The organism is Enterobacter cloacae complex sp. 2022EL-00788 (genome assembly GCF_026627565.1).
GTDB classification, from domain to species: Bacteria; Pseudomonadota; Gammaproteobacteria; order Enterobacterales; family Enterobacteriaceae; genus Enterobacter; species Enterobacter pasteurii.
In genome coordinates this window covers 153,070-167,361 of sequence record NZ_JAPNMC010000010.1, presented here as the reverse complement: position 1 = coordinate 167,361, position 14,292 = coordinate 153,070, and the positions used below count along the sequence as shown (strand labels likewise).

Annotated in this window: 13 protein-coding genes and 2 pseudogenes; 6 read left to right on the top strand and 9 right to left on the bottom strand. The window is 55.3% G+C overall.

Going from position 1 to position 14,292, the window contains the following annotated elements:
- Positions 1 to 47: 47 nt before the first annotated feature.
- Positions 48 to 908, top strand: coding sequence for a fructosamine kinase family protein (locus OWK27_RS16950; RefSeq protein ID WP_148419059.1), 861 nt, complete (start codon positions 48 to 50; stop codon positions 906 to 908).
- 36 nt (positions 909 to 944) lie between these two features.
- Here OWK27_RS16950 and OWK27_RS16945 read toward each other — a convergent pair whose 3' ends face one another.
- Positions 945 to 1,481 (bottom strand): YniB family protein, encoded by a 537-nt coding sequence (locus tag OWK27_RS16945; protein WP_193356249.1) that lies wholly within the window; start codon positions 1,479 to 1,481, stop codon positions 945 to 947.
- 142 nt (positions 1,482 to 1,623) lie between these two features.
- Between OWK27_RS16945 and hxpB the strand changes: the two genes are divergently transcribed.
- The 4 genes from hxpB to OWK27_RS16925 all read left to right on the top strand — a co-directional run bounded on the left by hxpB (position 1,624) and on the right by OWK27_RS16925 (position 5,391).
- Complete coding sequence (hxpB, locus tag OWK27_RS16940; RefSeq protein ID WP_267590818.1) at positions 1,624 to 2,295, top strand: hexitol phosphatase HxpB; 672 nt, start codon at positions 1,624 to 1,626, stop codon at positions 2,293 to 2,295.
- Between the two features lie 129 nt (positions 2,296 to 2,424).
- Positions 2,425 to 3,186: a 2-dehydro-3-deoxy-D-gluconate 5-dehydrogenase KduD gene (gene kduD / locus OWK27_RS16935; RefSeq protein ID WP_176610567.1), complete on the top strand. Its 762-nt coding sequence runs from the start codon at positions 2,425 to 2,427 to the stop codon at positions 3,184 to 3,186.
- A gap of 95 nt (positions 3,187 to 3,281) precedes the next feature.
- Entirely contained in the window at positions 3,282 to 3,872 is a 591-nt protein-coding gene (locus tag OWK27_RS16930; RefSeq protein WP_148419067.1) for a metal-dependent hydrolase, read from the top strand.
- Between the two features lie 127 nt (positions 3,873 to 3,999).
- Entirely contained in the window at positions 4,000 to 5,391 is a 1,392-nt protein-coding gene (locus OWK27_RS16925; protein ID WP_267590817.1) for an L-cystine transporter, read from the top strand.
- A gap of 47 nt (positions 5,392 to 5,438) precedes the next feature.
- Here OWK27_RS16925 and cedA read toward each other — a convergent pair whose 3' ends face one another.
- On the bottom strand, positions 5,439 to 5,678 hold the full coding sequence (gene cedA, locus OWK27_RS16920) for a cell division activator CedA (protein WP_209007147.1): 240 nt from the start codon (positions 5,676 to 5,678) through the stop codon (positions 5,439 to 5,441).
- Positions 5,679 to 5,881: 203 nt separating this feature from the next.
- Here cedA and katE point away from each other — a divergent pair, with 203 nt between their 5' ends.
- Positions 5,882 to 8,131 (top strand): catalase HPII, encoded by a 2,250-nt coding sequence (gene katE, locus OWK27_RS16915; protein WP_176610569.1) that lies wholly within the window; start codon positions 5,882 to 5,884, stop codon positions 8,129 to 8,131.
- A 121-nt stretch (positions 8,132 to 8,252) separates the two neighbouring features.
- On the opposite strand, the gene chbG is transcribed toward katE, so the two are convergent.
- The 7 genes and pseudogenes from chbG to osmE form a co-directional block, all read right to left on the bottom strand.
- Positions 8,253 to 9,002 carry a chitin disaccharide deacetylase gene (chbG, locus tag OWK27_RS16910; RefSeq protein WP_148419074.1) on the bottom strand — a complete coding sequence of 250 codons (750 nt, stop codon included), beginning with the start codon at positions 9,000 to 9,002 and terminating at the stop codon, positions 8,253 to 8,255.
- 11 nt (positions 9,003 to 9,013) lie between these two features.
- Complete coding sequence (locus OWK27_RS16905; protein WP_148419076.1) at positions 9,014 to 10,363, bottom strand: 6-phospho-beta-glucosidase; 1,350 nt, start codon at positions 10,361 to 10,363, stop codon at positions 9,014 to 9,016.
- A 109-nt stretch (positions 10,364 to 10,472) separates the two neighbouring features.
- Positions 10,473 to 11,303 (bottom strand): annotated as a pseudogene (chbR, locus tag OWK27_RS16900) (transcriptional regulator ChbR); the annotation flags it as partial.
- Positions 11,304 to 11,320: 17 nt separating this feature from the next.
- The gene (gene chbA / locus OWK27_RS16895; RefSeq protein ID WP_148419080.1) at positions 11,321 to 11,668 is read right to left on the bottom strand and encodes a PTS N,N'-diacetylchitobiose transporter subunit IIA; all 348 of its coding nucleotides are present in this window, start codon (positions 11,666 to 11,668) and stop codon (positions 11,321 to 11,323) included.
- A gap of 48 nt (positions 11,669 to 11,716) precedes the next feature.
- A complete protein-coding gene (chbC, locus tag OWK27_RS16890; RefSeq protein ID WP_017384664.1) occupies positions 11,717 to 13,075 on the bottom strand; it encodes a PTS N,N'-diacetylchitobiose transporter subunit IIC in 1,359 nt (452 codons plus the stop codon).
- Between the two features lie 79 nt (positions 13,076 to 13,154).
- A pseudogene (locus OWK27_RS16885) lies at positions 13,155 to 13,484 on the bottom strand (PTS sugar transporter subunit IIB); the annotation flags it as partial.
- Positions 13,485 to 13,753: 269 nt separating this feature from the next.
- Positions 13,754 to 14,098, bottom strand: coding sequence for an osmotically-inducible lipoprotein OsmE (gene osmE, locus OWK27_RS16880; RefSeq protein ID WP_148419084.1), 345 nt, complete (start codon positions 14,096 to 14,098; stop codon positions 13,754 to 13,756).
- Between the last annotated feature and the right edge of the window lie 194 nt (positions 14,099 to 14,292).

Here is a 14,292-nt window from a genome sequence, read left to right as displayed (position 1 = left end):
ATTTTGCGCTAACTTTATGATCTGGCAGACAACATGGGAGAGACATCATGTGGCAGGCTATCAGTCATCTTTTAAGCGAGCAACTGGGTGAAGGTGAAATTGAACTGCGTAACGAACTGCCAGGCGGAGAGATCCACGCCGCGTGGCATTTACGATACGCCGGGCGCGATCTTTTCGTTAAATGTGACGAGCGCGAACTGCTCCCCATTTTTACGGCCGAGGCCGATCAGCTTGAGCTGCTGTCGCGCAGTAAAACGGTCACCGTTCCGCAGGTATTAGCCGTCGGCAGCGATCGCGACTACAGCTTTCTGGTGATGAACTATCTTCCCCCTCGCCCCCTGGATGCGCACAATGCCTTTATTCTCGGACAGCAGATTGCCCGGCTGCACCAGTGGAGCGATCAGCCGCAGTTCGGGCTGGATTTCGATAACGACCTCTCCACAACCCCGCAGCCAAACGCCTGGCAGCGCCGCTGGTCGACATTCTTTGCCGAACAGCGCATCGGCTGGCAGCTGGAGCTGGCCGCTGAAAAAGGATTAGCGTTCGGCAATATCGACGCCATCGTCGAACACGTCCAGCAGCGACTGGCCTCGCATCAGCCTCAGCCTTCCCTTTTACACGGTGATTTGTGGTCGGATAACTGCGCGCTTGGGCCTGATGGTCCGTATATTTACGACCCGGCCTGCTACTGGGGCGACAGAGAGTGCGATCTTGCGATGCTGCCGCTGCATCCTGAACAGCCGCCGCAAATTTACGATGGCTATCAGTCGGTCTCACCGCTGCCGCCGGATTTCCTTGAGCGTCAGCCGGTCTACCAGCTTTACACCCTGCTGAACCGGGCCATTTTGTTTGGAGGGGGCCACCTTGTGAATGCCCAGCGCGCGCTGGATCGCATTCTGGCGGCATAGCGGCTGAACGGGTGGCAACGCGCCACCCGCCTTGCCCTACAGAAAGCCGAGCAGGGTAAAGAAGAAATACCCGGCCACAATGATAATGACCGGCAGTATATAGAGCGGGAAAAACTGCACAAAAATGGTGTGGCGCGGTACAACAATCCGCGATTCAATCTGCTCGCGGGTCATCCCTTCTGGCCCTTTCGCCTTCTCAAGGATCAGCCGATCTTCCACCCCTTCACGTAAAAAGCGGGTCTGGCGACTCATTCGTGCGCCGGAAGCCTGAAGCGCCATCGCGATAAAAATTAGCGCAAAGATAATCCAGAACCCCACGTTGAGCTGCTCGTGAAAATTCGGCGTGGGCGAGTTATGCCAGAAGAAATTCAGGAACGGCGTGTTGAACCGCATCATCTCAATCATTACGTGAGCAAAATCAAGCATGACGGCATTGATGCCCGGCTGTTTTTCGCTGCGTTCGTACATAAATTTGAGTACGGAAATCAGCGTTGAAATCAGGGCGGGAATGAAAATAACCCAACCAGCGATACGTTTTAAGACCGCGATGCGTCCAGCCTGTTGATACGTCATTAGTTCCTCTTCATAAAGACGCGTTATTTGTGCCTAAGTCTACCTGCTGTCGGTCATTTTCGCCCGATCTTTGAATGCAATATGCTAAATTGCCTGTGCTTAGCACCGTTCGTCTTACCCCCTATGATAAGGAGATGTTGTAATGTCGACACCGCGCCAGATACTTGCCGCTATTTTTGACATGGATGGATTACTGATTGATTCCGAACCGCTGTGGGATCGGGCTGAACTGGACGTGATGGCCAGCCTCGGCGTCGATATCAGTCGTCGTAGCGAGCTTCCCGACACCCTGGGGCTGCGCATCGATATGGTGGTTGACCTTTGGTATGCCCACCAGCCGTGGGTTGGCCCCGACCGCGAAGAGGTCACGGCGCGCATCATCAACCGCGCCATCTCGCTGGTTGAAGAGTATAAGCCTTTATTGCCGGGAGTCCGCGAGGCTATCGTGCTGTGCAAGGCGCAAGGGCTGAAGGTGGGCCTGGCTTCCGCCTCGCCGCTGCACATGCTGGAAAAAGTGCTCATCATGTTCGGGCTGCGCGACAGCTTCGACGCGCTGGCGTCAGCCGAAAAGCTTCCCTACAGCAAGCCGCATCCGCAGGTCTATCTGGACTGCGCCGCTAAGCTGGGGCTTGACCCGCTCACCTGCGTGGCGCTGGAAGATTCCGTTAACGGAATGGTGGCCTCGAAAGCCGCACGGATGCGCTCCATCGTCGTGCCGGCTGAAGAAGGTCGACACGATCCCCGCTTTGCCCTCGCGGACGTCAGGCTGACGTCTCTTGAAGAACTGACTGCCCGCCATCTGCGCGGAGAGTGATCCGCTTATCAGGCAGCTTCGGCTGCCTGCATCAAAGAATTAAAACAACGTTTTAGTTTATTTGCTTTTCTCATTCCAGGCTCCTATTCTTACGTGCAGAATGACAATTACCTGACTTCTGAGGCGCGTATGATAATGGATGCTTTTACTCTGGCGGGAAAAGTGGCGATGGTGACCGGGTGCGATACGGGTCTGGGGCAAGGCATGGCCGTTGCACTCGCCGGGGCAGGATGCGACATCGTGGGCGTAAACCGCAAGGCGCCTGATGAAACGGCAGCGCGTGTCACGGCGCTCGGGCGACGCTTTATCGCGATCCGTGCCGATCTCGGCAGGCAGGAGAATATTCAGAGCGTGGTGGACAGCGCGGTCGCCGGGATGGGACGTATCGATATTCTGGTTAACAATGCCGGAACCATCCGCCGCGCCGACGCCCTGGAATTCAGCGAGAAGGACTGGGACGAGGTTATCGACCTCAATCTTAAATCGGTCTTTTTCCTTTCCCAGGCGGTAGCGAAACGGTTTATTGCTCAGGGTCAGGGCGGAAAGATCATAAATATCGCCTCCATGCTCTCCTTCCAGGGCGGCATCCGCGTGCCCTCTTACACGGCGTCCAAAAGCGGCGTGCTGGGGCTGACCCGCCTGCTGGCAAACGAATGGGCGCCGCTCGGCATCAACGTGAACGCCATCGCGCCGGGCTATATGGCGACAAATAACACCCAACAGCTTCGCGATGACGAGCAGCGAAGCCAGGCGATCCTCGACCGCATCCCCGCGGGCCGCTGGGGGCTGCCGGAAGACTTACAGGGCCCGGTGGTCTTTCTCGCCTCGAAGGCGTCTGATTACGTTAACGGCCATACCCTCGCCGTCGACGGGGGCTGGCTGGCGCGCTAGCCGGGCGTTTGTGACAAAGAGTTACACCGTCACCTCTTTCGCCCACTGTATAAAAACCCTATACTGTATGAATCGACAGTTTACCGGGTTTTATCATGACGGCGGAAGGCCACCTGCTTTTTTCTCTTGCCTGTGCAGTGTTTGCCAAAAACGCTGAGCTAACCCCTGTGCTGGCACAGGGGGACTGGTGGCATATTGTCCCTTCTGCCGTGCTGACCTGCCTGCTGCCCGACATAGATCATCCCAAATCATTCCTCGGCCAGCGGCTGAAGTGGATCTCAAAGCCCATCGCCAGAGCCTTTGGCCACCGCGGGTTCACCCACAGCCTGCTGGCCGTGTTTGGCCTGCTGACGCTCTTCTACTTAAAAGTGCCCGACAGCTGGATAGTTCCGGCGGATGCCATTCAGGGCATGGTGCTCGGCTACCTGAGCCATATTCTTGCCGACATGCTGACGCCAGCCGGCGTTCCGCTGCTCTGGCCGTGCCGCTGGCGTTTTCGTCTGCCGATCCTCGTTCCGCAAAAAGGCAACCAGCTGGAGCGCGTCCTGTGCATGGCGCTGTTTGCGTATGCCGTCTGGATGCCGCAGACGTTGCCCGAAAATGGTGCAGTGCGCTGGTCGTCGCAGATGATTAATTCGCTGCAATATCAGTTCAATCGTTTCATTAATCACCAGATTGAACATTAAACCGACAAAATAATCACATTTGTCATAAACCATTCCATATGGATATAAGCGCCACATCACACTTCTGCTAACCTTGCGCCAACAGGTTCGGTAAAAATCGACCGTATAATAAATCAGGAGAACGGGGATGAATTTTCCACTCATAGCGAACATCGTTGTGTTCGTCGTATTGCTATTGCTTCTTGCCCAGGCGCGCCACAAACAGTGGAGCCTGGCGAAAAAGGTGCTGGTCGGTCTGGTGATGGGTGTCGTGTTTGGGCTGGCCCTGCACGCCGTCTACGGCTCCGATAGCCCGGTACTGAAAGAGTCCATCCAGTGGTTCAACATTGTCGGCAACGGCTATGTGCAGCTGCTGCAAATGATCGTCATGCCGCTGGTATTCGCGTCTATTCTGAGCGCCGTGGCCCGTCTGCACAACGCGACGCAGCTGGGTAAAATCAGCTTCCTGACCATCGGCACCCTGCTCTTCACCACGCTGATTGCGGCGCTGGTGGGTGTGCTGGTGACTAACCTGTTCGGCCTGACCGCAGAGGGCCTGGTTCAGGGCAGCGCTGAAACCGCGCGCCTGACGGCGATCCAGACCAACTACGCGGGTAAAGTGGCCGATCTTACCGTTCCGCAGATGGTGCTCTCCTTCATTCCGAAGAACCCGTTTGCCGATCTGACCGGCGCAAGCCCAACCTCGATTATCAGCGTGGTTATCTTCGCCGCGTTCCTGGGCGTGGCTGCGCTGAAGCTGCTGAAGGACGATGCGCCTAAAGGCGAGCGCGTTCTGACGGCCATCGATACCCTGCAAAGCTGGGTGATGAAGCTGGTACGTCTGGTGATGCAGCTGACGCCGTACGGCGTGCTGGCGCTGATGACCAAGGTGGTGGCAGGCTCGAACCTGCAGGACATCATTAAGCTGGGTAGCTTTGTGATTGCCTCATACCTGGGTCTGGCCATTATGTTTGTTGTGCACGGCATCCTGCTTGGCGTGAACGGCGTTAGCCCGCTGAAATACTTCCGCAAGGTCTGGCCGGTGCTGACCTTCGCCTTCACCAGCCGTTCCAGTGCGGCCTCTATCCCGCTGAACGTGGAGGCGCAGACCCGTCGTCTGGGCGTGCCGGAGTCTATCGCCAGCTTCTCCGCCTCCTTTGGTGCCACCATTGGACAGAACGGTTGTGCGGGCCTCTACCCGGCAATGCTGGCCGTGATGGTTGCGCCGACGGTGGGCATCAACCCGCTGGATCCGGTCTGGATTGCGACGCTGGTGGGTATCGTAACCATTAGTTCCGCGGGTGTGGCGGGCGTGGGTGGCGGGGCGACGTTCGCCGCGCTGATTGTTCTGCCTGCGCTGGGCCTGCCGGTAACGCTGGTTGCCCTGCTGATTTCCGTAGAGCCGTTAATCGATATGGGTCGTACCGCGCTTAACGTCAGCGGCTCGATGACCGCCGGTACGCTGACCAGCCAGTGGCTGAAGCAGACCGACAAAGCGGTTCTGGAAAGCGAAGACGACGCCGAGCTGGCGCACCGTTAATTCGCGACTGTTAAAAAAACCGCCTGATGGCGGTTTTTTTTTGTCTGCTACTCTTCAACCTCTTCATCCTGGCGAACCTGCACCGCCCAACGCTGCGCCGACTCCGGCACCGTAAATGCGGGAGACCGACGGAAGTGCTCGCCGATCAGCACAAAGGCCACGTATTTACCCCGCAACATCCAGACATCGCGAAAACCATCCACTTTCTGGGCGTGGTCTGGCGGCGCGGGTTCAACGCGGGGCACATAGCTAATAACCTGGCGGTTTTGTTGACGAAGAGGTTTCATAAGCGACTGGTTCACTAAAGCAAATTCTTAAAGCAGGAAATTTCTATCATAGCCGATCCTCACCCCGCCCGTCGCGCCCGGCGTGTGGCAGATGGCTCCTTTCGCTAATCAATCGCTCTGAAAACTCTTAGTTCGCCTGCTAATTCATAACATTGTTCTATCCTTAATAGGGTTTTTAGGAATGAACAAAGGAGAAGCGTGCAATGTCGAACAATGATAAACCACATCAGTCACCCATTCATGGCACCGAAGAATCTCAACCGGGAATGGATTCACTCGCCCCTGCTGACGGCTCTCATAAACCATCCCCGGGCCCTTCCGCGCCGGGGGAACAGCCTACCGCACCGGGAAGCATGAAGTCCCCCGATGCGGAAAACGAGAAGTTAAAATCCCTCGATCCGCACCGCAAAGGTGGCGAAGGCTATGCGCTGACCACCAATCAGGGCGTGCGTATCGCCGATGACCAGAACTCCCTGCGTGCCGGAACGCGCGGCCCGACGCTGCTGGAAGATTTCATCCTGCGGGAAAAGATCACCCATTTCGACCATGAGCGTATTCCTGAGCGTATCGTTCACGCGCGTGGCTCCGCGGCGCACGGCTATTTCCAGCCGTATAAAAGCCTGAAAGAGGTAACCAAAGCGGATTTCTTGTCCGACCCGAATAAAATCACCCCGGTGTTCGTGCGCTTCTCCACCGTACAGGGCGGCGCTGGCTCCGCCGACACGGTGCGTGATATTCGCGGCTTCGCCACCAAATTCTATACCGAAGAGGGTATTTTCGACCTCGTCGGCAATAACACCCCGGTTTTCTTCATTCAGGATGCGCATAAGTTTCCTGACTTTGTCCATGCGGTAAAACCAGAGCCTCACTGGGCCATACCGCAGGGACAAAGCGCACATGACACCTTCTGGGACTATGTCTCGCTGCAGCCGGAAACCCTGCACAACGTGATGTGGGCGATGTCTGACCGGGGGATCCCGCGCAGCTACCGCACCATGGAAGGGTTTGGTATTCATACCTTCCGTCTGATCAATGCCGAAGGTAAGGCAACGTTTGTGCGGTTCCACTGGAAGCCGGTCGCGGGGAAAGCGTCCCTGGTATGGGATGAAGCGCAGAAGCTCACCGGTCGCGATCCGGACTTCCACCGCCGCGAACTGTGGGAATCCATTGAAGCCGGAGATTTCCCGGAATACGAGCTGGGGTTACAGCTGATCCCGGAAGAGGACGAGTTCAAATTCGACTTCGACCTGCTCGATCCGACCAAGCTTATTCCCGAAGAGCTGGTGCCGGTTCAGCTGGTGGGCAAAATGGTGCTTAACCGCAACCCGGACAATTTCTTTGCCGAGAATGAGCAGGCGGCGTTCCACCCGGGCCACATCGTGCCGGGGCTGGATTTCACCAACGATCCGCTGCTTCAGGGCCGCCTCTTCTCCTACACCGATACGCAGATCAGCCGACTCGGCGGGCCTAACTTCCACGAAATTCCGATCAACCGTCCAACCTGCCCGTACCACAACTTCCAGCGTGACGGGATGCACCGCCAGGATATTGACACCAACCCGGCGAACTACGAACCGAACTCCATTAACGATAACTGGCCGCGTGAAACGCCGCCGGCACCGAAGCGCGGCGGGTTTGAGTCGTATCAGGAGCGCGTTGATGGAACGAAAATTCGCGAGCGCAGCCCGTCCTTCGGCGAATACTACGCCCATCCTCGCCTGTTCTGGAACAGCCAGACCCCGATTGAACAGCAGCATATCATCGGCGGCTTCAGCTTTGAGCTGAGCAAGGTGGTGCGCACGTACATTCGCGAGCGCGTGGTCGATCATCTGGCGCATATTGATATTCAGCTTGCCCAGGGCGTGGCGAACAACCTCGGAATTACGCTCACCGACGAGCAGTGCCATGCCGCACCGCCGAAAGACGTGAACGGGCTGAAAAAGGATCCGTCCCTGAGCCTGTATGCGGTACCCGGCGGGTCAATTAAGGGCCGCGTGGTGGCGATCCTGCTGAACGATAAAACCCGCGCCAGCGACGTGCTGGGGATCATGAAGGCGCTGAAAACCCAGGGAGTGCATGCCAAGCTGCTTTACTCACGCATGGGCGAAGTAACGGCCGATGACGGCTCTGTCCTGCCGATTGCTGCCACCTTTGCGGGCGCACCGTCGCTGACGGTTGATGCGGTGATTATGCCGTGCGGTGACGTAGAGAGCCTGCTCGGCAACGGTGATGCCGCCTATTATCTTCTGGAAGCCTATAAGCACCTGAAGCCAATAGCCCTGGCAGGCGATGCGCGGAAGTTTAAAACCCTGCTGAAGGTGCCGGACCAGGGTGAAGAAGGCATTGTTGAGGGGGATAACGTTGACGATGCGTTCATGACCCGGCTGTTTGATCTGCTCGCCGCGCACCGCGTGTGGTCGCGCAGCAGTAAAACCGACCAGATCCCGGCGTAAGCAAACCATACCCGGTTGTGCGGCCTGATGCCCGCGCCCCTCTCCCACGGGAGAGGGAATCAATAATTAAAACGGTAACCCAGGGGTTACCGTTTTGCTTTTATCGCGACACCGGCACGTTTTAAAGATCCCGGAACGTCCCCAGACGATACCCACGTTCGGCAATCGCGTGCTTCAGAGACGCCGATGTCAGGACATCGAGTTCATCCAGGCGCGGCCAGCAGTAGGCGCTCTTACGCACGGTCTGGTCGATAAACGCCGGGTGCGCCATCACCTCAAGCGAGCGCTCCCCTTTTGCGGCAGAATCGTCCAGCACCCTGAGGAACAGCGCTTCGTCGATCGCGTCGCCGTAAAATGCGCTGCTGAACCCGTCCGTTGCCGTTACGGCGACCTCCGGCAACCCGCGCACGTCACGATCCACGCGCATCGCCACGCCTTTGCGCTGGGCAAACTCTGCCACTATCGGGAAAATCGCCGGGATCATATGCACATGATGGTGACTGTCAATATGCGTTGGCTCACGGCCAAACGCGTCGACAAAGCGATTAAACTGGCAGTCCAGCTCGCGGGCAATCTCATCGAGCGGCAGCGCGTTCTGCTCCGCCAGTTCCCAAATCCATTTACCCAGCTGCCCGTCGCGCGTCAGGCCCGGCATTGGCGACAGCGGTAACCCAAGCGTCAGCACAAAGTGCATACCCACGCCCAGCTCTGGTACCTCACGGCTCAGCTGAGCCGCGTGTTCCGCCGCCTCGCCGTTGATAAGCGCTGTTGTGGAGGTCACGACGCCCCGGCGACAGGCCTCAATAATGCCGTAGTTCTGCCCTTTCGACAGGCCAAAATCATCGGCATTTACGATCAGCAGGTTTTCCATCGCGCCTCCTCTTAACGGTGTTTGAGCTTCTCAACCGTGGCGGCAAAGTTTGGCAGCCATTTTTCATGCGCCAGGATCATTTCGCTCGCGAGTTTTTCGGCATCACGGTCAGAATGCACCAGCGGGCTCAGGTTCAGCGCCAGCAGCACGTCATTCAGCTCGCCGCTCAGCGCCGCGTTGCTTGCGGCCACTTCAAAGCCCTTAATGGTATGAATGAGGCCCATCACCTTATCGTCGAAGTGGGTAATGCGCGGATGCGGTTTTGCTCCCTCGCGCCCAAGAATACAGGTCATCTCAACGGCCCAGTCTGCCGGAATATTGTCGATGTGCCCATGATGCGGAACGTTCACATAGTGCTCGGCCTGCTTGTCATTGTAAATGGCGTTGATCACCTCACACGCTGCATCGGAATAGTACGCCCCGCCGCGCTGCTCCAGCTCTTTCGGCTTCACGTTGAGGTTCGGATCTTTATACAAATCAAAAAGCTGCTTCTCCACTTTCTGCACAACCTGCGCACGCGCGCCGCCTTTGTAGTACTCGCCCATTTCAATCGCCAGCATCTCTTTCTGCTTGAAGTAGTAGAGCAGATACGAGCACGGCAGCAGATTCAGGGAGCGGATCAGCCCTTCGCTGAACGGCAGATCGAAGATGTTTTTCACCGAGGCCGCGGTCAGGCGACCGGAGGCGACGCCGTCGAGCAGCTCCGCAAAGCGCGACTGCCCGTTCACCATCACGTCCTTGATGAATACCATGTGGTTGAGGCCGAACAGGTCAATGGAGAGTTCATCGCTGTCGGTCAGTTCCAGCACGTCGCGAATGAACATTTTCATGCCGATCGGAATGTTGCAGACGCCGATAAAGCGTTTGAAGCCGGTGTGGCGATAGACTGCCTCGGTCACCATCCCGGCCGGGTTGGTGAAGTTAATGACCCAGGCGTTCGGGCAAATCTCTTCCACGTCTTTAATGATGTCAAAGATCACCGGAATGGTACGCAGGCCCTTAAACAGGCCGCCTGCGCCGTTAGTTTCCTGGCCCAGATAACCGTGGCTCAGCGGAATACGCTCGTCAAGCTCGCGCGCCTTCAGCTGACCAACGCGCAGCTGCGTGGTAACGAAGTCAGCATCCTTCAGCGCCAGGCGGCGATCCAGCGTTTTATGCACGGTTAACGGCACACCGGCTTTTTCAACCATGCGTTTGCACAGGTCGAAAATAATATTCAGCTTTTCCTGGCCTTCTTCAACATCCACCAGCCATAACTCGCTGACCGGTAATTCATGATAACGTTTCAGGAAACCTTCAAGTAATTCCGGGGTATAGCTGCTGCCGCCGCCGATGGTCACGACTTTTAATTTCTGTTGCATAATATCTCCCTTAGCGTATCAGGTTAACCGCCTGCAAGGTATAGCGTTCTCTTCCCGCTATTTGGGCAAGCAATTACGTCAATGTTCGTCGCGGATAATCCGCGGAAGGTTAATTTATTACCGTTAAATTTTTGCGGTAACTGTTCGGTGTGAATGAAGTAAACTTTTTAAAGGTTTTAATAAACAGGCTGGGGCTACTGTACCCGGATTCGTAAGCGATATCAGTGACAGAGTAGTTAGTAATTTCCAGCTGTTTTTTGGCAAAATTAATGCGGATTTCATTAATAATTTGCACCGGGGTTTTGCGGTAATAACGCTGCGTGGCGCGCGTTAAATATTCCTGAGATTTACCCGACAGCGCCACCATATTTTCAAGCGCGTTATCGCTGAACTGCCCTTTGTCGTGCATCAGCTCCACGGTACTGCGCAGCCACTGCGGAATATCATCAACCACCTGCTGTTCTTCACGGTGATGGCGAAGACGGTTCATCACGTAGAACGTCACGGTTTCAATAAATTCATCAAATTCACTGTCGCGGAAGTTCAGCGAGGCTATAACCGTTTCAATCCAGGTCATAAACTCGTTTTTGACGCGATACACCTGTGACGCCACGAAGCAGAACGGCACCAGCGGCAGATAGTGCTTTTCGAAGAAGCGCCGGCTCACCCCCACGTTCAGGATCCGCGTTGCACCAAATTCATAAAAGCTCTGGTGATAAGAGCCCATCGGCAGAAAGACGAAATCGCCGCGCTCAAGCAGGACGCGCTTACCGTTGATCTCCTGGTAGTATCGGCCGGTCAGAACAATCGTGAACTCGTAGTAGTCATGCTGGTGCAGACCACTGGCGCTCTCCGTTTTGTTGTAAATAACCACGTGAAAATTTTTGCCATTAAACAGCTGCTGCTCATGTGCGGTTTTGATTTCCATCGTGCTGACCTCCTGATGCCTGTGCGGACTTACTGCATCTTCTCGTGAAGCTCGATGAGCTCTGCCACCAGCTCGCGCGCCAGCATGGAGGTCATCAGGTGATCCTGCGCATGAACCAGCACCAGGCTCACCTTCATCTTCCCTTCGCCCTGATCGCCTTCAATGAGCTTCGTCTGCACCAGGTGCGCTTCGTTTAACGCGGTGCGGGACTGATCCATCATGGTTTTCGCGGCGACGAAATCGCCCTGCTTGGCCTGCTTGAGCGCGGCATACGCCAGGCTGCGCGCCTGCCCGGAGTTGATAATAAGGCCCATCACCACTTCTTCCAGATCGTTCTCTGCGGCCTCTTCGGCAACGATACTATCCAAATCTAACATCTTTTAGCTCCTTTTCGCTGGCGCGGGTTGCCCCGCGCCGTGCAATTTTTAGAATTTCAGTGCGAGGGCGATATCCTCTTCGCTCTCTTCTTCATCGATAACCGTTGCGGCTTTGTTGGCAATCGCCACGAACGGCATGTAGAGCAGGGTTGCGATTCCGAGGTTGAATATCGCCAGCAGGAAGGCGGCTACGCTACCGTTGGTGTTGAAGAACGCGCCCAGACCGGCCGGCATCGTCCACGGTGCAATGTTGGTCACCGGCGGGATAATGCCCAGGTAGTACGCCGTCAGCGTAATTGCAGCCAGCAGCGGTTGAACCAGGATAAATGGAATGAACATCACCGGGTTCATGATAATCGGCAGACCAAACAGGATTGGCTCGTTGATCTGGAAGATACCTGACGGCAGGGCCAGCTTCGCAACCTGACGATGGTCAGCGCGGCGAGAGACAATAAAGACCGCGATGATAAGACCCAGCGTCGCCCCGGTACCCCCCAGGAAGATATAGGAGTCAAGCATCGGCTTCGCCCACACATGGAAGGTTTTACCGGCTGCCAGCGCCGCGTCAACGGAGCCGTACTGCTGGTAAAGCGCAACGTTTTCCAGTGCCCACGGGGTCATAATGCCGCTGTCCAGCGCCGCCAGTGCCAGTGAACCATGCACGCCGAAGAACCACAGCAGGGAGGTAAAGATGACATACGCCCAACCGACCACGCTACCCATCGACGCCAGCGGCGTTGATATAGAGTCCATGATGATCTGGTGGAAGTTAGTCCCCCAGTGAGAGAGCGCCCAGGCAATAATCCCCATGATGGAGAGAATAATGAAGCCCGGAATCAGCGCGGAAAATGAACGAGAAACGGAGGCCGGTACGCTATCCGGCAGGCGGATAACCCAGTTGCGGCGAATGATAAAGGTGAACATTTCGGCCACCACCAGCCCGATGATAATACCGGAAATGATATTTGCCCCGCCCAGCCAGTTAGCGCCAACCGCATAGGCATCGCCCACGCTGTACGGTGTAACGGTCATAAACGCGGCAATAGACAGTAAGCCCGCCGCCAGCGGATCCACCTTACGCTCTTCCGCCAGCGCCATTCCTATAAAGAAAGGCGCCATCAGCGACATAATACCCAACGTACCGTTGTATACGTTGCCGCCAATGGCTTTCAGGCCGTTAAGGGTTTCAATAGTGGATGCGTCTAACCTAATTCCTAATGAATAAAAAAAGGAACCTTCACCAAAGCTCAGAAAAACGTTGTTAATTAAAACGAACATTGCCCCTGCTAACGTCAACGGCATTAATTTAATAAAACCGTTTTTAATGGCGTTAACGTGAGGCTGCTTTCCTATTTTAACAGCAAAAGGAAGGAGTACCTTTTCAAGTGAAGCGATAACTTTACTCATAGGAAAATACCCTTAAATGCCGCAACGCGGGTTACGGCGTATTGTGTGTGAAATTACTCTTTGACGGGAAAAATAAAAATTAATTAGCAGCTTTTTTAATCGCCGCAACAGCAGCTTTTAATACACCTAAACCATCAATTTTGCCGTACAGGCCAGAATCGATCACTTCGACCGGCTTATTCGGCAGCAGACGCTGAATTTCTGGCAACATATACGCAATTTGCGGACCCAGCAAAATAACGTCTGCCGTCTGGCCCATTTCACCCGCCAGCGTTTCCGGAAACGCTTCAATCACCACGGGGACTTCATATTTTTCAGCCTGCGCGCGCATCTTTGAAACCAGCAGTGAGGTTGACATGCCCGCAGAGCAGAACAGGTAGATATGTTTCTTTTCCATGATAACTTCCCTCTTGTTTGTCTGACCGCCGTCGCGCTATCACTCGACTCGCTCTCCTGGCTGACGGACAGTGTGCTGAACATTGTTTGTCGTTGAAGTGAGTATACGCAATGGTACAGGGAGGGGATAATTCTGGATAGGCTGAAATTGTCTCTCATTGACCTGGCTTGTTGACTACCTTCACATTTCAGGCAAATAATTCGCGGCAAGAATTAAGATTTGCGCAGCTATAAAAAAACCGGCCTTCAGGCCGGTTTTTTAACGCTCTCAGGCAAGCGCGGTTACTGCGCCTTAGGTGCCTGTGGGTCGGTGTCGTATTCAGCACAGGTCTGGTAACCAGAATTGATCACGTGACCGGTATCGTCCAGGGCAACAAAGTAGGTCTCTGCCTTACCATCACGTTGACCCAGAATATAGGTCTGGCAGGTACCGCGCGCGTGGATCATGGTGACCTCAGAAGAAGGTTTACCGGCAATAGCCGCAACCTGCGAACGCGTCATGCCTTTCTTGACGTCTTTAACCACTGGCTGTGTGAACTGATCCGCGGTGCGATCGTAAGCCGTACACCCTGCCAGCATAGTCAGTACCGCCGCTGCGCTTAAAATTCCTGCTACGTTCTTGTTCATATTCCGTCCTCTTGTTTATCAGCGTGTTAACTAAGCATGGGATAAAAATTACTATTGTTCAACTTTGCGAGTTACGCCAGACGAATTTCGGAAAATTCTAATAAAACAACGATAAGCTGCTAAATCGCTGTAAAACGATACACTCAAAACTGTGATCCTTGTCGTTTTCCCGACAAAGGGTTAGTTTTAACAGA